20 protein-coding genes are annotated in these 20000 nt (G+C 45.7%); 13 read left to right on the top strand and 7 right to left on the bottom strand.

Translation table 11 applies throughout. The features are described 5' to 3' along the window. Positions 1-172: 172 nt before the first annotated feature. Positions 173-697: a DUF4330 domain-containing protein gene (locus QUB52_RS17525; RefSeq protein WP_265239129.1), complete on the top strand. Its 525-nt coding sequence runs from the start codon at positions 173-175 to the stop codon at positions 695-697. Positions 698-882: 185 nt separating this feature from the next. Here the strand turns inward: QUB52_RS17525 and QUB52_RS17520 are convergent, their stop codons facing one another. After that, a complete protein-coding gene (locus QUB52_RS17520) occupies positions 883-1788 on the bottom strand; it encodes an alpha/beta fold hydrolase (protein ID WP_265239128.1) in 906 nt (301 codons plus the stop codon). Between the two features lie 532 nt (positions 1789-2320). Here QUB52_RS17520 and QUB52_RS17515 point away from each other — a divergent pair. Next, positions 2321-2935, top strand: a complete 615-nt coding sequence (locus tag QUB52_RS17515; RefSeq protein WP_332968893.1) for a hypothetical protein — start codon at positions 2321-2323, stop codon at positions 2933-2935. On the opposite strand, the gene QUB52_RS17510 is transcribed toward QUB52_RS17515, so the two are convergent. Further along, positions 2903-3832: a hypothetical protein gene (locus QUB52_RS17510; RefSeq protein ID WP_332974963.1), complete on the bottom strand. Its 930-nt coding sequence runs from the start codon at positions 3830-3832 to the stop codon at positions 2903-2905. The genes QUB52_RS17515 and QUB52_RS17510 overlap by 33 nt on opposite strands. A 1405-nt stretch (positions 3833-5237) precedes the next feature. Here QUB52_RS17510 and QUB52_RS17505 point away from each other — a divergent pair. The 3 genes from QUB52_RS17505 (at position 5238) to QUB52_RS17495 (ending at position 8763) form a co-directional block, all read left to right on the top strand. Further along, positions 5238-6143 (top strand): MBL fold metallo-hydrolase, encoded by a 906-nt coding sequence (locus tag QUB52_RS17505; RefSeq protein WP_265239125.1) that lies wholly within the window; start codon positions 5238-5240, stop codon positions 6141-6143. A 239-nt stretch (positions 6144-6382) separates the two neighbouring features. Further along, positions 6383-7600, top strand: coding sequence for a bifunctional riboflavin kinase/FAD synthetase (locus QUB52_RS17500; protein ID WP_332974962.1), 1218 nt, complete (start codon positions 6383-6385; stop codon positions 7598-7600). Between the two features lie 254 nt (positions 7601-7854). Then, positions 7855-8763, top strand: coding sequence for an AAA family ATPase (locus QUB52_RS17495; RefSeq protein WP_265239123.1), 909 nt, complete (start codon positions 7855-7857; stop codon positions 8761-8763). A gap of 156 nt (positions 8764-8919) precedes the next feature. On the opposite strand, the gene QUB52_RS17490 is transcribed toward QUB52_RS17495, so the two are convergent. Together QUB52_RS17490 and QUB52_RS17485 are read right to left on the bottom strand one after the other, a co-directional pair. Continuing rightward, positions 8920-10134 carry a glycosyltransferase gene (locus QUB52_RS17490; protein ID WP_332974961.1) on the bottom strand — a complete coding sequence of 405 codons (1215 nt, stop codon included), beginning with the start codon at positions 10132-10134 and terminating at the stop codon, positions 8920-8922. 517 nt (positions 10135-10651) lie between these two features. Then, the gene (locus QUB52_RS17485) at positions 10652-10777 is read right to left on the bottom strand and encodes a hypothetical protein (protein ID WP_265239121.1); all 126 of its coding nucleotides are present in this window, start codon (positions 10775-10777) and stop codon (positions 10652-10654) included. 234 nt (positions 10778-11011) lie between these two features. Here QUB52_RS17485 and QUB52_RS17480 point away from each other — a divergent pair, with 234 nt between their 5' ends. Continuing rightward, entirely contained in the window at positions 11012-11338 is a 327-nt protein-coding gene (locus tag QUB52_RS17480; RefSeq protein WP_265239120.1) for an MgPME-cyclase complex family protein, read from the top strand. Continuing rightward, the gene (locus tag QUB52_RS17475) at positions 11335-12072 is read left to right on the top strand and encodes a hypothetical protein (RefSeq protein ID WP_332974960.1); all 738 of its coding nucleotides are present in this window, start codon (positions 11335-11337) and stop codon (positions 12070-12072) included. The genes QUB52_RS17480 and QUB52_RS17475 overlap by 4 nt, the downstream gene beginning before the upstream one ends. A 350-nt stretch (positions 12073-12422) precedes the next feature. On the opposite strand, the gene QUB52_RS17470 is transcribed toward QUB52_RS17475, so the two are convergent. Continuing rightward, positions 12423-14513 (bottom strand): tetratricopeptide repeat protein, encoded by a 2091-nt coding sequence (locus tag QUB52_RS17470; RefSeq protein WP_332974959.1) that lies wholly within the window; start codon positions 14511-14513, stop codon positions 12423-12425. Between the two features lie 347 nt (positions 14514-14860). Beyond that, a complete protein-coding gene (locus QUB52_RS17465) occupies positions 14861-15796 on the bottom strand; it encodes an NAD-dependent epimerase/dehydratase family protein (RefSeq protein WP_265239117.1) in 936 nt (311 codons plus the stop codon). 284 nt (positions 15797-16080) lie between these two features. Here QUB52_RS17465 and QUB52_RS17460 point away from each other — a divergent pair, with 284 nt between their 5' ends. From QUB52_RS17460 to QUB52_RS17445, 4 genes are all read left to right on the top strand, one after another. Continuing rightward, positions 16081-16767 carry a class I SAM-dependent methyltransferase gene (locus QUB52_RS17460; RefSeq protein ID WP_332974957.1) on the top strand — a complete coding sequence of 229 codons (687 nt, stop codon included), beginning with the start codon at positions 16081-16083 and terminating at the stop codon, positions 16765-16767. Continuing rightward, positions 16767-17837 carry an aromatic ring-hydroxylating dioxygenase subunit alpha gene (locus QUB52_RS17455; protein WP_332974956.1) on the top strand — a complete coding sequence of 357 codons (1071 nt, stop codon included), beginning with the start codon at positions 16767-16769 and terminating at the stop codon, positions 17835-17837. Before QUB52_RS17460 ends, QUB52_RS17455 begins: the two co-directional genes overlap by 1 nt. A gap of 78 nt (positions 17838-17915) precedes the next feature. Continuing rightward, positions 17916-18260 carry a type II toxin-antitoxin system RelE/ParE family toxin gene (locus QUB52_RS17450; protein ID WP_332974955.1) on the top strand — a complete coding sequence of 115 codons (345 nt, stop codon included), beginning with the start codon at positions 17916-17918 and terminating at the stop codon, positions 18258-18260. Beyond that, positions 18232-18567 carry a helix-turn-helix domain-containing transcriptional regulator gene (locus QUB52_RS17445; RefSeq protein ID WP_265239113.1) on the top strand — a complete coding sequence of 112 codons (336 nt, stop codon included), beginning with the start codon at positions 18232-18234 and terminating at the stop codon, positions 18565-18567. The genes QUB52_RS17450 and QUB52_RS17445 overlap by 29 nt, the downstream gene beginning before the upstream one ends. Positions 18568-18648: 81 nt before the next feature. Here the strand turns inward: QUB52_RS17445 and QUB52_RS17440 are convergent, their stop codons facing one another. Next, positions 18649-19119: a hypothetical protein gene (locus tag QUB52_RS17440; protein WP_265239112.1), complete on the bottom strand. Its 471-nt coding sequence runs from the start codon at positions 19117-19119 to the stop codon at positions 18649-18651. Between the two features lie 150 nt (positions 19120-19269). On the opposite strand from QUB52_RS17440, the gene QUB52_RS17435 reads away from it, so the two are divergent. Further along, positions 19270-19614: a type II toxin-antitoxin system RelE/ParE family toxin gene (locus QUB52_RS17435; protein WP_332974953.1), complete on the top strand. Its 345-nt coding sequence runs from the start codon at positions 19270-19272 to the stop codon at positions 19612-19614. Continuing rightward, positions 19586-19972, top strand: coding sequence for a helix-turn-helix domain-containing transcriptional regulator (locus tag QUB52_RS17430; RefSeq protein WP_332974952.1), 387 nt, complete (start codon positions 19586-19588; stop codon positions 19970-19972). The genes QUB52_RS17435 and QUB52_RS17430 overlap by 29 nt, the downstream gene beginning before the upstream one ends. Positions 19973-20000: the final 28 nt, after the last annotated feature.

Genomic DNA, 20000 nt, shown 5'->3' with positions numbered 1-20000 from the left:
TCCCCATCTCCCCATCTCCCCATCTCCCCATCTCCCCATCTCCCCATCTCCCCATCTCCCCATCTCCCCATCTCCCCCACTCTCCAAGTCCTGCGGATTTTGGGCGATCGTTGTGGTAATATCTTTTGGCTTGTACAGATACTCCTGTCGCTGTCAGTCAATTAAGCGATTTATGAAAATTTTGGATTCTCAAGGCCGGTTGTTCGGTAAACTCAGCATTCTAGACGTAGGTGCCGCGATGATTGTACTGCTAGTTGCAGTCGGCATCTTCTTCTTTCCCGGCACTTCCGGCGGTTCCGTCGCCCAAGTCGGCGCTAGCATCAAACCTGTAGAGATCGATGCAATTGCGATCGGACTCAAAGGCACCAACTTTCCAGAATTGTTCAAAGCCGGCGATAAAATCAACGTAGTGATCCGCAACCAGCCCTCCGGTCAGATTACGATCAAATCCGTCAAAACTATCACCAGAACCCTAGCAGTTCCCCAGCCCAACGGCAGTCTCAAAGCTCTACCCGATCCCAGAGAAGAAGAATCCTTCAGCAGAAATATGATGTTTACCCTAGAGGGAAAAGGTCAACTGACTGAAAACGGCCCAGTTTTAGGAAATACCAAAGTCAAAATTGGCACTACCCTAGAACTTGAAGGCAAAAAATACATTTTCAATGCTAGCGTCATCGACGTGCGAGTCAAAGAATAGTCAGTTGACAGTTGTCAGTTGTCAGTTGACAGTTGACATTGGGAATTGGGAATTGGGAATTAATCTTCCTTCTTCCCTCTGACTTTTGACTTCTGACTTCAAGATCAATCCGTTAAATTCGTTAAAAAATCCGTTGCCTCACCTGCATCCGTTACATCCGCTACAGAATCCGCTGCCGAACTTCTTTACCCTTCCGAAAGCAACCTTAAATACTGCCGAATTAAACCAATAGTCACAGCCGGAACTTCCAACTGCGGAGTCAAACCCACATTTTCCAGAGTTTGAAAAACTTTGATTGCTTCCGGGTTGAGATTAGCCAACCGCTGGCCAATCTCCGGGCTAGTAAACTGAGATTTGTCACCCCAAATAATCGCAGTCGGCGTTGTTAGCTGAGTGATGTACAGCGACAAATCAAAACACAAATCTCCCCGCACAAAAGACAAGGCCGCATATTCTGCATTTGGTTCCAAAGCAGATTCCAGATAAGCATCGACAATTTCTTGGTAAACTCGACGGGAATCGGCAAATTGGCGTTGTTCTAAAAAGCTGCGAATACCCCCGTCTGTGGCGATGCCCGTACTGTAGAGCAATCGGTCTAAAATCGGCGTGTTGACTAGCTTCGCGAAGAAACTGCTGCCGTAATCCTGTCCGAAGTCCGATAAACCGCTGGGAATTGTCAAAATAAGGGATTTGAACAGATCCGGGCGGGCGATCGCAGCTCGAATCACGATCGCCCCCGTCAGCGAAGAAGCTATCACATCCGTCGGACTGCCGCAAGTTTTTTCTATAAATTCAATCAAAGTTGTGATATAATCCTCAACCTGATAATTTCTTGGCGGATGTTCCGATCGCCCCCAACCGATTAAATCCGGTGCTAAGACTCGATATTCCGCTGCAAAAGCCGGATAAACTTTCGACCATTCGTAGGCACTCGATCCGCCCCCAAAACCGTGAAAAAATACCAAATTCGGTAGATTTGCCGAATTTGAGTTCGGCAATCCGATCCAAGGCATTTTTTCGGCAGTGTAATATACCATTCTGCCGAGAGAAGTAACTATCGATCGCTGACCGAAGCCGAGAGGAACAAGCATAAATAAGCCTCAATCGCTATTAGATTTTAGATTTTAGTCCGCCGCCTGGTCTTTATTTAAAAAAATTGCAAAGCTGGCGTCGTTTTTGTAAAGATTCAGTATTGATTTCAATCTATTTTAGTACAAGTGAAACCTGAAACTACAGACAGCAACTAAGTTTTGTGATTGGCGCGCTTCGGCTGTGCAGTTATCCTCACCCTTGCAAACTACTCCCGATCGGAGATAATAACAAAATGATGGGTGAGACCCCTCAACACAAAAAAGTCGGTTCGCCGACCCCGAAAGCAGGCACTCGGAAAGCAGGAGTATTAGATATCGCTTTTAAGCAAGGCAGGTTTTACAGCCGACAGCCAATCACGAATAATTAATCACCATATTTTACGGAACAGTGCCTTTTAAGGTCGAAGGTTTTTGTGGGAAGGCGGGCGATGGGTTTTCGATACCTCTGATTGCAGGGCAAGGCAATCGCGAGTCTCGCCATTCTAAATGCCAAAACACAATAAACAACTAATATCAGGGAGATCTACAAAAAATGCAACTGCTTAGGAAACGGGATCGCGAGGGTTTTATGGTTGATGCAAAAAGTCTTCTAGCTGACGGGTTTGCAGAATTTGATACTGCCTGTAGAAGCATGGATTTAAACGGCAAACAGTCATTTGTCGCCACTCCAGAACGATCGGGCGCAGGGTTAGATGCGCGATCGCGCGTCAGCGCACCGGCAATGGTTCGCCTAGCATTAGAAGACTTGAAATGCTTTGAAGTAGTAGAACAGCAGTTTGCCCATTGGGGAGTGACTTTTAGCAATGCCGTCGCCATCCAACCTTCAAACCCAGCATTTCTCACAGTTTCTGGGTCAACAGTGTTAATGGGAGCCCCAAAAAGCGGACTGATAGAAGTAACTTTCAAGTATCCAGTCCGTAGCGTTGCAGGACTTGTCACCAGTTCGCGGCGAACGGTTTTATCTGCTTCCGACATCAACGGCAACCTGATAGTTCAGGATGAAATGCCGGCGCCGAATCTGGCAGGGTCTAATTCTCCGATCGCCCCTAACACACCCCTGCGCGTCAAAGCCCCGAACATTCATCGCATTAGTTTTTATGCTTTTGACGGTCAGCTAATAGTCGATGACTTTATTTTTGGATTCTAAAACAATTCCATAAGTATCGTCCCAAGTCTGCAAACCTTCCAGAAGGGCATTGCGGACTAAAGCTTCGGGTTCCCGACTCAGCATCAGGCGAAAGCACTCAGCAGCGCGGGAACGAGTGCTCGAACTTTTGACAGAAGTCACACGGTGAAACCCACCCTGATTCACCAAATCAGTCATTTGTCGCACTGCAATCAAACGCTTCACGGGGTCAGCATCAGTCAAATCTGCGAAGATGCGATCGATCGCTGCTTCATCTTTTTTTGAGGCGCCCAGACTCAGCGCTTGGCGCAGCAACAGCCCTGCAATCGCGATCGTGCCCAAATTTTGCAAAATCAGGCTCAAAGCCATCCAGTGGCTCTGGGAGTCTTCCCAAATCGCCAAACTCATGTAAGCCCCCAAAGTAGCAATCCCGCCGGCAGCCACCGCTAAAACCAACCGGCGGTTCGGGCCCTCCCAAAATTGCTCGGCTTTCGATCGCAGCAATTGCCATTCCCCCGACTGTCCTCGGTAAACCATCATCATCGCTGCGATTCCCAGGCCTGTCGAAAACAATAACTGACTGTTCCACCACCCCCAAACTGCTGCCAAGGTAAAAGCAAAAGCCGCCAGCCCACCTTTCGATCGACTCAAACGCGCTAGCAGCCACTTGAGAAAGGCGCTAGAAACCACAGGCGATCGAGTTCGATCGGTCTTGCCATCAACCCTCCGGCGCTTTTTTTCGGCAGTTCTGGGGATTTCCTGCGGGCGATCCTCTCGACTAAATGTCCTTAAAGCTCCAGCATCAGTCATTTCTAAGGACAAGTCGATGGATCGTCGCTGACCGAGTTCCCAAGTGCGATCGGAATCTTTCACTACCGTTTGATTCAGCTTGTCTGTAGTTTTTTTAAATTGATTCATACTTACTTTTTTTCACAAATAACTTTAAGTTATTCAGGCTTCTTTTGCACAGATTTTGATTTTTTCTAAACAAGAGTGTGAGACTTTATAATACCACAAATTCCAACTCGTGGTGAGTACCACAAATGCGTCGAATCCTGAGAAATAATTGCCTCAAAAAGAGTGATTGAAGATAGTTGGGAAAAGCACGACAGGTAGCGCGCGAATATTTCTGACTGATTCTTGAGAGCAAAGGCGATCGGAGTTGGGTACAGGCAAAAAACACAAAAATTGAAAATTTCAGAAATTTCGGGTATTTTGAGTGCTGGAATTCATCCGCCGAAAACTGCACGACGAAAATTTAGCCTTTTGCCAAGAGTCGGGGATCTCGCGCCCCCCGGTGTCATACCATTTTCGATTTTAGATTAAAGAATTGCAAAATTGGGAATAACTGACTGCGATCGTGGTTGGGATCGCGGGGCTACAGTTGAGGAGTGATCCTGCGATTAATCAAATAATACTGTTTGGATGCTGTTACCAGCACCTGCTGCTGTCCGTCCAGATCGCTATCAAGCAGTGAACCCAGCCTCATCTGCTAAGATTTTTGAATAAAATGTCGATCGCCCTCCCAAACTAGAACAAAAGTTGATTTGGAGTTGAGCGTTGCCAACAAATAGATGCGTTGCCATCAGCTATAATTTTTTCAGGTAGGGCATTAAGTTGGCACGACCTCGATCGAGTACGACCGCACAGTATTTCCTGTTTATTTGAGGGAGCGATCGGGCAAAAGTTCCAGTCAATCGGCAGCAGACAGCAATAGTTCCAAGGATGGCGGCATCGCCTGCCGAATAATCCTCTGGAAATCAACTTGACTGATGAGGTTCGTTAAATTAACAGCAGTCCCTCACACTTGGGGCAGGGGTTTGATGGGCCGATGGTCTCAAGTCCGTTAAAATTAACTGTAATTATTGTAGGGACTCGCAGTCACGCTCGATCGGCAATATCTGCCAAATATTGGCCTAAACGCGCCCAGGGACTGGATATTACGGTCGATCGACCGGACTAGATATCAAGCAACAGCACCAATAACCAACCGTGCTGGGGCGATCGGGAAGTGCAGAAGCCCGAAAACAGTGGCTGCCAGATGAGAATCAGGTAAAACTGCTACCCCAAAGTGTGTCTACAGGGGTTAGGCTAGTGAAGACAGAAAAAGAATAGTTACGATCGAGACTTGATCAGTCAACTTGTAATTTATTCCTCAGTTATCAAGCCCAACAGTTTTGCATTTTCTGGGAAGCGAGACTCTTGGCAATTCTCACAAGTGGGGAACTCGACCGTCAAAAAGCTTGGGTTTGATCGCACAAGCCCTTACTAATATGTAAATATCTTATCGATGGCTCGCCGGAACAATCTTGCAGGAAAACCCATGTCTAGTATGCAAAACCAATTTACGGTTCACTTCTGGGGCGTTAGAGGTAGCATAGCGTCTCCCGGAGCTGAAACAGTACGTTACGGGGGCAATACACCCTGTATAGAAATGCGAGTGGGTGACAGCCGCCTAATTTTCGATGGCGGTACTGGATTGCGGGTTTTGGGACAAACTCTCCTGTCGCAGATGCCCGTAGAAGCTCATATGTTTTTTACTCACTCCCACTGGGATCACATTCAAGGATTCCCATTTTTTGTCCCAGCTTTTGTCAAGGGCAATTGTTTTCACATCTATGGGGCTGTTGCTCCGAATAAGGCTACTATCCAGCAGCGGCTCAACGACCAGATGCTGCACCCCAATTTTCCGGTGCCCCTGCAAATTATGGGGGCAGACCTGAAATTTAACGATATCGAAGTGGGCAAACCGCTGGAAATCGGAGAGATCAAGGTGGAAACTGCTTTGTTGAACCATCCCGGAGAAGCTATGGGGTACCGCGTCAACTGGCGGGGATATGCGGCTGCTTACGTGACTGATACCGAACACTTTCCCGATCGTTTGGACGAAAATGTGCTGTATTTGGCTCGCGATGCTGAGGTGCTGATCTACGATGCTACTTATACGGATGAGGAGTATTATTCGGAAAAGTCTAGCAGGGTTGGTTGGGGACATTCGACTTGGCAGGAAGCCGTGAAGGTGGCAAAGGCTGCTAATGTCAAAAAGTTGGTGATTTTTCACCACGACCCGCTGCACAATGACGAGTTTTTAGACAAGGTGGGAGAGCAAGTGGCTCAAAGGTTCCCGAACAGTTTGATGGCGCGGGAAGGTTTGTCGTTACAGTTGCTGCCTCCTCATAACAAGGATTTGTCTGAACAGTCGGTGGAAGCGCCTAAAGTGCCTGTTTGATGGATTTGAGATTGCCAGATGGTTCTGAAATCTTGAGGCCTGAAATCTCCAATTAAAGCTAAGGCTGACCTCACTCAAAGACGGATACAAGCCCCGGCTTAAGTTGTAGAGAACCAAAAAGTTTAGATCGAAGTTCTAACTCCCAGATCGATTCTGTGGAGTCAAATCTAAAATCTAAAATCTAAAATCTAAAATCGACTGGCGATCGCAATCTGGCTAAGTGTGTCAAAATCTTAAGCGTGTGGATAACTTCTTCTTCTACCGCTGCTCTGACTCCAACTTCCGTTGCCTTGGGAAACTTTGATGGTTTGCACCTAGGGCATCGACAAGTTGTGCAGCCAATTTTAAATCGATCGCCTGGGTCAAGTTCTGCGACGGTTTCTCAAACGGATCAAAGCTGGCACTCACAGGCTGGCACAGATGAAAATTTTGTGGGCGAACATCCGGCGACATGGGACAACGACTCAGCAGCACTGCTTGAGAGATCCGACAACCGCCTGAATTTTGATGGTTCCATCGCGCAGACAAAAGCCGAGGGCAACAGCCTCTCTGGTCATAATTCTGCTGCGGGCGATCGGCTTTACGCTACTGTGGTGACATTCAATCCCCACCCGCAAGAATTTTTTACAGGTCAACCCAAAAAACTGCTGACGCCTCTGGCAGAAAAGGTAGAATTGCTCGCAGCAATGGGTGTTGAGCAACTTGTCCTGCTGCCGTTTGATCGAGAATTGGCGGCTTTGACTGCTGCTGAGTTTGTCGAGGAAATTCTGGTGCGACAACTGCAAGCGAGTCGAATTAGTGTGGGGGTTGATTTTAGGTTCGGACGGGGACGCGCGGGGACGGCTGTGGATTTGCAGTCGATCGCCTCTAGCTATGGTATTGATGTTGCGCTGATACCCCTGCACAATTGCGCTGAGGGCGATCGGATCAGCAGTTCCGTCATCCGCGAAGGTCTGGCATCCGGCGACCTCAGAAAAGCGAATAAGTTACTAGGGAGACCCTACAGTTTAGTCGGGACTGTAGTTGGCGGACAGCGGCTGGGGAGGACGATCGGATTTCCGACTGCTAATATCGAACTACCACCGGAAAAATTTTTGCCCTGTTTTGGCGTGTACGCGGTGCGAGTCTCGGTGAAGGATGGAGGCGGAATCATCAAAGATGAAAGTTCTTCCTATAAGTGGGAAAATCCCAAATCTCTAATTCCCGATCGATCATCAAATGTATCATTCATAAATGGGGTGATGAATGTTGGCCGCCGCCCAACGGTAGACGGTCTACAACTAACTGTAGAAGTTCACCTGTTAGATTGGTCTGGAGATTTGTACGGTCAAACCTTGAGCGCAAGTTTGATAGAATTTTTGCGACCAGAACAAAAATTCGCTTCTCTGGATGCTCTCAAAACTCAAATTCAGGCAGATTGCGATATTGCTAGAAAGGTGTTAGCTGCTAATGGTTAAAAAATCGCATTCGAGCGGTTTATTGTGTACATTACTATTTTGATTGGGCGATTGAAATCGCTACAACACAAACTTTCGGGCCTCTCTAAGAGGCCGGGAATAAAAGAACGAGCAATCAACAATTAGCAATTAGCAATTAAGTAAATCAACCTGATTTAAATTAAAATGCGGAACGCTAAAAAGCTGGCTGTGTATTTGTTCTTCCTTCTTCCTTCTTCCTTCTTCCTTCTTCCTTCTACTTAAAAATCAGGGATATGAGAGAACATATTGAGCGGCTCAAACAAAATTTAGGCAAAACGATTGTCGGCAAAGCGGATGCTATTCGCTTGGTGCTGGTAGCCGTGCTTTCGGGCGGACACGCGCTGCTGGAAGATGTACCTGGTGTCGGAAAAACGCTGCTGGCGAAGTCTTTGGCGCGATCGATCGATGGGAAGTTTCAGCGGATTCAGTGTACTCCCGATTTGTTACCAACCGATATCACGGGTACTAATATTTGGAATCCTAGCAGCGGCAAGTTTGAGTTTTTGCCCGGCCCAGTTTTTGCTAATGTTTTGCTGGCGGATGAAATCAATCGGGCGACACCGCGAACTCAATCAGCTTTGCTGGAAGTGATGGAAGAAAAGCAGGTGACGGTAGATGGAGTTTCTCGGAATGTTCCAGCGCCGTTTTTTGTGATTGCGACTCAAAACCCGATCGAATATCAAGGCACTTTTCCGCTACCGGAAGCGCAGATGGATCGGTTTACGTTGTCTTTGACTTTGGGCTATCCGGCTGCGCTGGAAGAGTTGCAAATGTTGGAACGGCTTTCTGATACTTTTACAGTTGAGGATTTGCAGCCTTGTATTTCTTTGGAAGAGGTGCAGGAATTGCGCCGTTTGTGCGCTGGTGTGAAGGTGGAAGGTTCTTTGAAGCAGTATATTGTTGATTTGGTGCGATCGACTCGCGAGGATGAAGAGATTACTCTGGGCGTGAGTCCCCGTGGTGCGGTAGCTTTGCACCGGGCATCTCAGGCTTTGGCGTTTATTTCGGGGCGGGATTATGTTACCCCGGATGATGTGAAGGAATTAGCACCGCACGTACTTTCTCATCGGTTGATTCCGGCGGGGGGAAGGAGGGCGAAGACGATTGTTGATAAGTTGTTGAGATCTGTTCCTATTCCTTAAAAAGCTTGGAATCGGCGGTTGAAACCGCGTCTACACAAACAATGTCCGCCTCCGCGGACTAAAGAGAAGACGGCGGTTTTAACCGCCTTTGTCTTCAGCCCGCGGAGGCGGGTTTTGTCTTTATCGACGCGGTTTCAACCGCCCGGTCTTCTTATCTTATAATGATTGTTCAATAGATCCTTGAAACAGCGCTACTAATTTTTTTGCTTCTAAATCCACATTGTGTTGTTTCGCTACCCGTTCTGCTCCTGTTTTCCCCATTTCTTCTAGCTTTTCTAAAGGTGCTTCCAATGCCGCGCGCATCGCCACAGCTAATGCTTGTACGGAACCGGGAGGAACTAACCAACCGCAAACACCGGGTTCTACGAGTTCCGGGATACCAGCAACATAAGTGCTAATTACAGGTCGATTGAGAGCGAGGGCTTCCATAATTACGACGGGTAAACCTTCGGCAAAACTCGGCAATACCATTGCGCGGGAAGCTAAAATTTCTTGCTGAACTCGATCGCCACTAGCCCAGCCGGTAATTTCTATATAATTTTGCAGGCCGAGTTGTGCAATCTGCTGTTCAATTTTAGCCCGTAGCGGGCCGTCTCCGACAAATACCAATTTAAACTCCAAGCCTTCAACTGCTAGCTTGCTGGCGGCTTCTAGCAGTAGCAAATGACCTTTTTGTTCGCTGAGCCTGCCGACACAAACTAAGCGGGGTGCTGCGGGTATGGGGATGTGGGGATGAGCTAAAAATGCTGCATCGACGCCGCAGTGTATGACGTGGATTTTTGACCAATAAGTGCGATCGGACCACCGAAAAAGCTGACTTTTGCCGAAGGAACTAACTGCTGCTACAAAGGTCGATCGTTTAATTTTTTCATCTAAGGAAAGAAGTGTAGCTTTATCAAATTCTTCAGGGCCGTGAACCGTGAAACTGTAAGTAGGGCCGCCCAGCACGCGACATAACATTGCAACAGTTGTGGAATTTGTACCGAAGTGAGCATGAACGTGAGTTGTACCGGATTCTGCAAACCAATTTAAAAGAATGCAAGCTTCTGCTAAATAAGCTAGATGCAGCAAAATCCCGCGTTCTGAGTGTAAGCCCACTTTGAACATTAAGCGCAAAGCTTGGAGGAATCGAATTGGTCTAGTTGCGGCAGTGCGGAGTAAACCCCATGCTAAGCCCTGTACGCCAACTCCTAGGATGACTTTGGTGAGTTCTTGTTCTTGTTTGTCTGCGCCGTCTACGAGTTCTGATTCGCAGGATCTGATGGAGTAACGCCCGACTTTGATGCCGCAAGTTTCGACGGCTAGGAGTTCTCTGCGGACGAAGCTGTGGCTGACTTTGGGGTATTGGTTGACTAGGTAGGCGATGTTCATGAAGGGGGAGAAATTTTTATGGTAAAGCTCTAGATTAGTCTAGCTTTATGGATGTGCGGGGCGATCGGAATATCCGTTTTTTTTTCAAAAGTCCAATTCATGAAAGCTTGAGGCAAAATTTTAGATGTTTATTTCAGTTGACAGTTGACAGTTGACAGTTGACAGTTGATAGCGACCTCTCCCGGTCAGGAAGAGGATTGGAGTAAGGAATAGTCTTCTTTTAATTTCTCCCTAGAAGAGAGAGGCTTTAAACCAATTCTTTCTGGTCAACTATTTAGTTGCTGTTTGAATGTTTGCAGATTGTCAAAAGATTTGTCAACCTCCGCGAAGTCGAAGAATTTACAACTTGTACTGAGCAAAGCAGAAGTATCTCAACCTGTACCTCATATTTTTGATAAAGGCTATATCTGGCAGTTTACCATCTTCAAATACATACTGCTTAACCTTAATGACACCGCCGTAAACTCAACCAATTTTTCCCGGCATATTTCACAAATTTGGGTATTTATTTTGCAAATCAGTAATTGTTTCTGGAAAATCTGCTGGGGAGAAGTTCCCGAATGCGATCGACAATTTCCCCCACATCCGCCGGCACTTCCTCCCCAGAAGTCAACGCCCGCGCATTTCCTACAATTTTAGACAAAATCAACCGCCATAAAAAAAATCTCCTCAACTCCCGCAACCCCTCACATCAATCATTTTTCAGACACAACTTGCTCTACATCTACCAAGATGGCAGCAAATAAGGTAAAGTAAACGGCACAAGAGTTTAGAACTCTCAAACTGCCGCAACTCGGCAAACCGCCCCTACCCAAACAAAAATCGCCGGTAGAGGTGACATTAACCGCTAACTGCTAACCCCTAACAACCCACAAAAATGCAAACCTACTACTACGTTTTAGCCAGCCAACGCTTTTTGCTAGAAGAAGAAGCCCTTGATGAAGTGTTTAAAGAAAGAAATCGCAATTACAACGAACAAGAAAAACAAATAGATTTCTGGTTGGTCAAACAGCCAGCTTTTCTAGAAGCGCCGACAATGGCACAAGTCAAAGCAAAATGCCCTCAACCGGCAGCAGCCATTATTTCCATCGATCCTGTTTTCATTACCTGGTTGAAACTCCGATTAGAATATGTACTGACAGGTGAGTTTCAAGCACCGTCAGCAAATATTCCCGATGCCCTCGCATCGCTACAGACAGCATGAATCAACTAGCAAAAGAATCTACAGCCAAGCTAGGAAAAATAACGGGGAAATTGTACAAAATTTTTGTCTCTCTTCCCCTATTTTCTGCTACGACGATCGCTCTTTTGATCTTGACAATTTTATCGAGTTCTGTTAACGCTCAGTCGAGCTGCGAACCGCCACTGTCCGACGAATATCTACTGTTAATTGTCACCAAAACACCGGAACAGCAAGAAAGAGCAAAACGCTCTTTTCCCGGAAATACTGATAATACAGTGTGTCGGTACATCAACGATACGGTGACGCGAGTTGGTGGCTTTCGCGACTCGCAAATCGCTAGCGATTGGGTTAAATACATCAAAGATATTGTGGGATTGCAAGCTTATGTAGTTCGATCGCCCGCAGCATCATTACCCCAAAATCTGCCAGTCTACAACCCCCAGCCCGCACCAGGTTCAGAACCAATCGCCAATCCCCAGACGGGCAATCTTGCGTTCAATCCCCAAGCCCTCGGCCCCGGTTACGCCGTGTTAGTAGATTACTTCAATCAACCGGAATTAGCCGCCCAAGTCAAGCAAGCATTAGGTACGCAAGTAGGCTTAGCTTCCTACGGCCAACGTCCCTTTTTATTCGTCGCTTATACAACGGATCAAAACGCTGCTACGGCGGCGGTAAAAGCATTGAGCGATCGAGGTTTTTGGCCGATGTTGGTAGACAGTCGCCGTGTCACTGTAATTAGTCCTGCTGTTAGGTAAAAGTAGATCAGATGACGGTTAAAACCGCGTCTATTTAAACGATGTCCGAGATGCAGACGGCGAATGGAATTCGCGCCTACACAAACGATGTCCGAGATCGGACGTACGGTTGAAACCGCATCTACACAAACGATGTCCGGATGGTGCGCGGACTAAAGAAAATAACGTAATTTTCACGGTCAATTCTTCAACCCGCGTCGGCGGGTTTTGTTTGTATCGACGCGAATTCCATTCGCCCGGTTTTCTTCAACCCGCGTCGGCGGGTTTTGTTTGTATAGACGCGAATTCCATTCGCCCAGTTTTCTCGTATAGACGCGAATTCCATTCGCCCGGTTTTCCTAATTAACAATTTACGGTTTTTGGGGCGGCTGTGGGCTGATTCCGGGCTGACTTTCGGCCCGTTTTTTTGCTTCGATTGCGGCTCCGTAATCGGGTTTGTAGCGAATTGCTTTGTCGTAGGAGGCGATCGCATCTCCGAATCTTTTCACCGCTACCAGGGCATTACCCCGGCTGTACCACGCCTCCGAGTAATCTGGCTTGACATAGACGGCTTCGTTGTAAGAGGCGATCGCATCTTCGTACCGCTGCAAATTGTACTGAGCATTACCTTTATTGTACCACGCTTGAGATTCTTTCGGGTTCAAATCTAAGGCTTTGCTGTAACACTCAATAGCTGCTTCGTATTTGCGTAATTCATGGTAAGACCAGCCTAAATTATACCATGCTTGAGAAGAATCAGGTTTTAATTTAACAGCTTTTTCGTAAGATTCTACCGCTTCTTCATGCCTCCGCATTTTCAGCAAAGCGATGCCTTTACTGTACCAGGCTTGATAAAAATTTGGCTGAAACCGCACGGCTTTTTCGTAGGCTTCCAAAGCTTCTTGATTTTTGTTCAACTCTAGGAAAACATTGCCTAAATTGTACCAAGCATCAGAATTGTCGAATTTGATTTCAACTGCTTGTTGATAGGATTCTACCGCGCGATCGTACTGTTTTAAATTTTGGTAAGCTTGCCCCCGATTGTACCAAGCCTGGTACAAATTAGGCTGAAATTGTACCGCTTTTTCGTAGGAGGCGATCGCCTCTTCGTACCGCTGCGAGTCTAACAGAGCATCGCCTCTGCCTTCCCAGGCTGCGGGATAGTCGGGCTGGATTTTCAAAGCATTGTCAAAAGATGCGATCGCCTCCTTTGACTGTTGCAACTTATCCAAAGCATAACCACGTCCCGTCCAAGCCTCCAAATATTCCGGCTTTAATTCTATTGCTTTATCATAGGCTGATTGTGACTCCTTATATTTTTTCAATTCATATAAAGTTTTAGCTTTTTCCTGCCAAACTTCCGCGTAGTCAGGCCGGAGAGTTATTGCTCGATCGTAAGCTGCCAGAGCTTCTTCAAATTTGCTTAAATTGTAAAGAGTAATCCCTCGGTTATGCAAGTCAGTTGCATTGGCAGAATTAAAAGTATTGACACCATAAATTGATGCTATAATACTCATGCCAATCAAACTGGCGATAGTCCCGATTTTAAAATACAGTTTTCGGCGCGGTTTGTGCGGCTTTTTCGCAGCAACTGGAGGCAATACCGGAACAGTACCGCTGAAAGATTTTTTCAATTCTTTAATAGCTTCCAGCGTTTCGCCCGCACTCGAATAACGCTGCCTAAAATCGTATTTTACCATCCGATCTAAAATTTTCGCAAATTCAGGACTAACCGATGCTTTATCCTGCCAAATAATTTCCTCTGTATTCGGATCTTTTGCCATTTGGTGCGGAGTTATGCCAGTGAGGCATTGAATTGCGATCGCACCTGTGGCATAGATATCGCTGCTGAGTTTGGGATTGCCGTGAGCTTGTTCGCTGGGCATATAACCGGGAGTACCGATACTCACGCTCAAGCTATTCTTGGGCTGAGGATTAGTAATTTGAGTAGTAATTTCCTTGACTGCACCGAAGTCAATTAACACTAACTTATGATCTCGATTTCGGCGCAGGATATTGCGGGGATTGACATCACGGTGAATTACATTTTGCTGGTGGACAAAATCTAAAATTTCCAGAATTTCTTGCAATATACAAATAACTTGATCTTCCTTCATCCCTCCGGCATTTCCCGGAGAAGCGGGCGTGATTTCTTGACTTAAATCATGGCCTTCGATAAATTCTTGAACGAGATAAAACTCTTGATTTTCTTCAAAGTAAGCAAAAAGTTGCGGAATGCGATCGTGATTTCCCAACTTGTGCAAAACCTGTGCTTCCGTATTGAACAAACGTCTTGCTATTTGTAGAGTTTCTGGATCGGTTGCTTGAGGTTTAAGCTGCTTGACGACGCAAAGGTGATTACCTGGTAGTTGCTTATCTTCAGCTAAATAAGTTTGAGCAAATCCGCCGCCTCCCAAGTGACGGATAATGCTGTAGCGTGTGCCGAGTGTGATTCCAAGCATGAAATTTACCTGATATTTCCGAGTTTTTCTCCCCTTTCGGAGTAAAACAAGGGTTGGGGGAGAGGTTTTGCATTTGATTCAGTTTAACTAATTTGCGATCGGCTTTACAGCAGAAAGTCTGTCAAAATACCAGTATATTCTGCTGACAAGTGGTAAAGTCGTCGGCGAATCATCTTTGCTTTGAAAGTTCAGATGCGTAGGGTGCTTATGGGCGCACCTTACTTTTATTTAACATGGTTTAGACGCATGGGCTAGAAACCCGGTTTCTACGAGTTTTACGAACAGTAACGAGAAATATACGAAGAAACCGGGTTTCTGAGGTTAGCGTGTGCAAGTCTAATTTTACTTTAAACAGCCTTCAAAATCTCATCATCAACTGAAAAATCTATCTCTGCTTTGTCCCTTCCCGAAACGACATAATCATTCTGAAAAGAATCTTTCAATCCAGAAACTAAGTCGAATTCGGGTTTCCAGTTAAGCTCGGTGACAGCTTTATTAACTGAGGCAAAAAAGTGCTGCAATCTCATCGGGAAAGCTTTCTTTTTGCCAAATTCAAATTGTTTCGGATCGTAGTGTACAATCTTAATAGCATCGGGTGATTTGCCGGCAGCTTGGATGCAGGCGCGGGCTAAACCGTCAAAGGTGACAAATCGATCGCCCGAAACGTTATAAATTTGCCCGATCGCCCTTTCATTCCCCAAAACCGCCGCCATTGCCATCGCCAAATCCTGACAATGCCCTAACTGCGTGAAGTGCATCCCGTTACCAGGAATCGGAATCGGGCGATCGCGCGCAATGCGATCGAAAAACCAAGCCTCCAAATCGTTATAATTTTGAGGGCCATAAATGTAAGTCGGGCGAATCGAAGTCCAAGGCAAACCGGACTCGGCCAAATAATTTTCCGTGTCGCACTTACCCAAATGTCGGCTTTTCGGATCAGTAGCGTCCCCTTCAATATGAGGCATTTGATCGGATTTCAAATAAACCCCCGCAGAGCTCATGTAAACAAAGTGCTGCACCCGCCCCTTAAATATCTCAGCTAAAGGCTTTGTATCGCTCAGTTCCCGACCGTTGTTGTCAAAAACCGCGTCAAACTCAACCGCCGATAATTTTTCTTGCAATTGCTCGACATTTGTGCGATCGCCCAAAATCTGTTTCACCCCCGCAACCGGTACAGGCTTACTACCCCGGTTAAACAACACCACCTCATGCCCTTGTGCTGCTAAAATTTTACTAAGATAAACCCCGATAAACCGAGTACCGCCCATCATTAAAATTCGCATTATTTTCGATGCTCCTTACAGTTAGTGTAAATATCTTACAATAAAGCGAGTATCTTGCTTTGCTAACAGTTGAAAATCCATTAAATAGGTAAGGACAAAAAAACACAGTATCTACAACCTACTATTGTTTTTTCGCAATGATCTATTGATCAAATTGGTTTGTAGTCCTGAGCGCACTGCCTTCGGAAAAATATAATTCCGATGTCCGGGGAAACTGTTGATAATCGGTGTTTATCCGCGTGCATTTGCGGTTAAAATATAAAATGAATTTCAGGCAAAAATCAATGCTAAAAAGTAACCGAAAAATTTGCAATAAATCTGTAGCCTTTGATATTTTTGCAACAGAATATGATTTCGCTGCCACCTTGCAAAGCCAGAACGATTTCTTTATTAAAAACCTATCTGACAGCAAAGGTGCAGCATTAGATATTGGCTGCGGTTCGGGAATTTTGGCTTTTGAATTAGCCAAGTATTACGATAATGTCGTGGCCGTCGATGTCTCAGCAAAAATGCTAGATATCGCCAGTCAAAAACGCTCAGCCCCCAATATCGAATACATCCAAATGGATGCCAGTCAATTAGCGATCGATCGCCAATTTGATTTAATAGTTAGCGCTGCCACTTTTCACCACATACCCAACCTCCCCGCCACCCTCTCAGTCATTAAAAATTTGTTAAATCGGCAGGGTAAAGTCGTCTTTTTAGATAATGTATCTGAAGTTGAAACACCTGCTACACTCGGCTACATAATAGGTGCAGTAAGAGATTTTATGCCCGACTGTTCTAAATACGGGTTTCGCAATGCTTCAAGATTATTAAAATTTAGATTGTCGCCAAGCTGGTTGCAGCATTTAGCCAGCGACAGGTATTTGTCAGAAGCGAAATTTAAAAAAATTTACGGCCGTTGCTTTCCCGGCTGTTATTTTGTAAAATTGGATTGTTTTATGGGCGTGATTTGGGAAAATCTGTAATGCAAAACAACGGGATAAAATCAGTATCTGCGCGGGAAAAAAATAGTCACATCCGCGAGTTGAGCATTAATTTGGATCAATGGTACGCAGTCGCCCGCAGCACAGAGGTACAGAGTCAGCCACTACCTGTGATATTGTGGCATCGGGCGATCGTGCTTTTCCGCGACAGTGCAGGCAAAATCAACGCTTTAGAAGACAGATGTCCGCACCGACAAGTCAAACTCAGCCACGGCAAAATCAAAGGCGATTTAATCGAATGCGCGTACCACGGATGGCGACTAAATGCCAGGGGAGAATGCGCCGAAGTCGATTATTTAGCAGACAATCAAAAGCTACCTAACTGCAAAATTAGCTCCTATCCAGTCCAAGAACAAAACGGTTTTATTTGGCTGTTTCCCGGCGACGAAACCCAAGCCCAAAAAATAGATTTACTGGATTTATCAGAGTGGGAACATCTCAATTATATTGCCACGGTTTCAGTCATCGACTGTCAGGCGCACTATTCATTTTTAATTGAAAACTTGATGGATATGTACCACGGACACTTGCACGAAGACTTGCAAGCTTGGGCAAATCCAGTATTAGATACTTTAGAAGAAAACGAGCATCAAGTAACTGCTCGCTATCAGGCACAAAGTTATTACAAAATAGATAAAATCTGGTCAATTTCCCAGTTATTTTTTAAATCTCTGCGCCGACTTCACCCGGAACCGCTGGAGGTGAGTTACGTTTACCCGCATTGGGTTTCAACTTTGGGAAGCGACTTTAAGATTTACTGCTTAGTTTGTCCGGTAAGCGAGACAGCAACTCGCGCTTATTTAATTCATTTTACCTCATTAAATGCGTTTTGGCGGCTGCACAAATTGCCTGTTTGGTTTCGCAAGTTTATCAAAGATAGTTGTTTCGGTGCGGCTCAAAAATTATTAGATGGTTTGGTGCGGCAGGATGTGTTAATGATTGAGGAAGAACAGCAGGCTTTTTTGCAGAATTCGGAAAGAAAGAGTTACGAATTAAATCGGGCGTTGGGTAGCGTGCAGAAGTTGATGAGAAGTCAGGCGGAAAATGGGTAATTCAGCCACAGATTGAAACCTGTGGCGGGACTAATCAAACCAGCCTGCACAGGCTAATATATAGATTTAACTAAAAGCATGGAAGTACAACCGAGGGAAATTAGGCGTTATATTATAAGTGATGGCAGAGTTCCTTTTGCCGAGTGGATCGATTCCCTGCACGATCGCAATACCAGAGCTAAAATTAACAATAGGCTAAAACGAGTAAGTCTTGGCAATCTGGGAGATTATCGTTCAGTAGGAGGAGGAGTTTTTGATCTGAGAATTGACTGGGGCCCAGGCTACCGCGTCTACTTCGGACAAATCGGATTAACAATTGTGCTTCTCCTCTGTGGGGGCGATAAAAGCACTCAAGATCGAGACATTCTCAAGGCTAAGGAGTATTGGGCAGAATATGAACAACGTGACAGCGCAAACCAGTGATAGCTGGCTAAATGCACTAATTGAATCGCTAAAAAACCCCGCCGAAGCTGCGGCTTACCTGAGTGTGGCTTTAGAAGCGGAATCACCGGATTCTCAACTGCTGCGGGCGGAATTTCAAGACGTAATTGATGCGCGTTTGCGGGCGAACAATCTCTCAAAGCCAGCTAAGGTGCACCACGAAAAACTAGATAAAATTATTTCCGAAAGTGGCGCTGATGAAATTTACACTTTGATCGCGTTATTGGATGCGCTAGGATTTAGGCTAAGAGTTATTTTAAAAGAAGATGAATTGGCGATCGGGGAATGAAACCGATCGCACATCTGCGTTAATCTGCGCTAACCTGCCTGAATCTGCGGTCAAAGAAATCGAGATCCCGCAGCACAAACCTTACTTTTTAGCCCGCTGCTGCTGATAAACGCTGACAACCTTATCCGCAAAAGTAGCAGTTGCGCCACTTTTGCAAGCTGCGGATTCCCCAGTCATCCACCAACAAGCGGCGCGACGTACAGCGGTTAATTCATTGTTGCTGCTAGCTTTGTATTCGTCGCGCAGCAAATCGCCCACGATACAAGTAACAATTGATTTGGCTTTTGTCGCGTCGGCTTCAAATTGTTGCGGTGTTAAATCTTGTTTGGTACAGAATTTGGCCCAGCGGGAAATATTGTTGGGTAAAACTTGCCACTGACTGTACATTCCGTCATTTGCGGTTTGCGGCGGCGCGGCTTGTCGCAGCGCTTCTACGAGGGCGGAAACTTGCGCGTCGGTGACTGCGGCGGCGGCTGGAAGTGTTTGCAATCCGAGGCTAATTATCAGGCTTCCGAATAGTAGATTGGTTTTTGCGATCGATTTAAAATTCATTGACAATCCCCTGTTTGATTTAAACTTTGTTTCCTCAAACAAGGTTTACTATTTTGTCTATAGAATGCCTCTGTCTTAAGTATGATTTTCCCACTTAATGCGGTGTCGATCGCCCTACGATAGAAATTGTCAATAAAGTAGGATAAAATTATGGAAGTACAACCCAGGGAAATTCGCAACTACCTGAGAGCAGATGAGACAAATCCTTTTGAAGATTGGTATAACTCACTCCGGGATACCACAGGCAAAAACAAGATTCGGTTAAGGCTTAAGCGAGTCATGACTGGTAATCTAGGAGATTGTAAGGCCGTCGGAGAAGGAGTTTTTGAACTCAAAATTGACTTTGGCCCTGGATATCGGCTTTACTTTGGACAAGTCGGGCTGACAATTGTACTTCTGCTAATAGGTGGAGATAAGAGCACTCAAGAGCGAGATATTGGCAAAGCTATTCAATATTGGAGAGACTATGAAAGACGTGAAAGCACCAACGAGTAGAAGTTACCAAGAATTTCTGATCGAATCTCTGAGAAATGCCCAAGAAGCAGCAGGTTATATTGAAGTAACATTGACTGAAGCCAGCGATGAACCTAAATTGCTCCAAATGGTTCTCAAAGATGTTGTAGATTCTCGGCTAAAGTTCAACAATTTATCAGAGTCAGCTCAACTTCAATGGGAAAAGCTCGACAAGATGCTGACAGAAAGTGGAGGTGCGGAAATTTATAGTTTGGTAGAATTGCTCGAAGCGTTAGGATTTAAACTAGAAATTAGTGTTGAAGATAGTGAGTTGTCTGCTGATGCCGAATCAAAGGACTTTATGGAATTAGAGTTATCCCCAGAACCTGCTAATTTATAACAAGTTACAGTATTCAGCCGACTATGAA

It is taken from the genome of Microcoleus sp. A6-C6 (assembly GCF_036705955.1).
GTDB lineage: Bacteria > Cyanobacteriota > Cyanobacteriia > Cyanobacteriales > Microcoleaceae > Microcoleus.
Note: the sequence above shows the minus strand (reverse complement) of the source record. Positions and strands in the feature narration are given on the sequence as shown.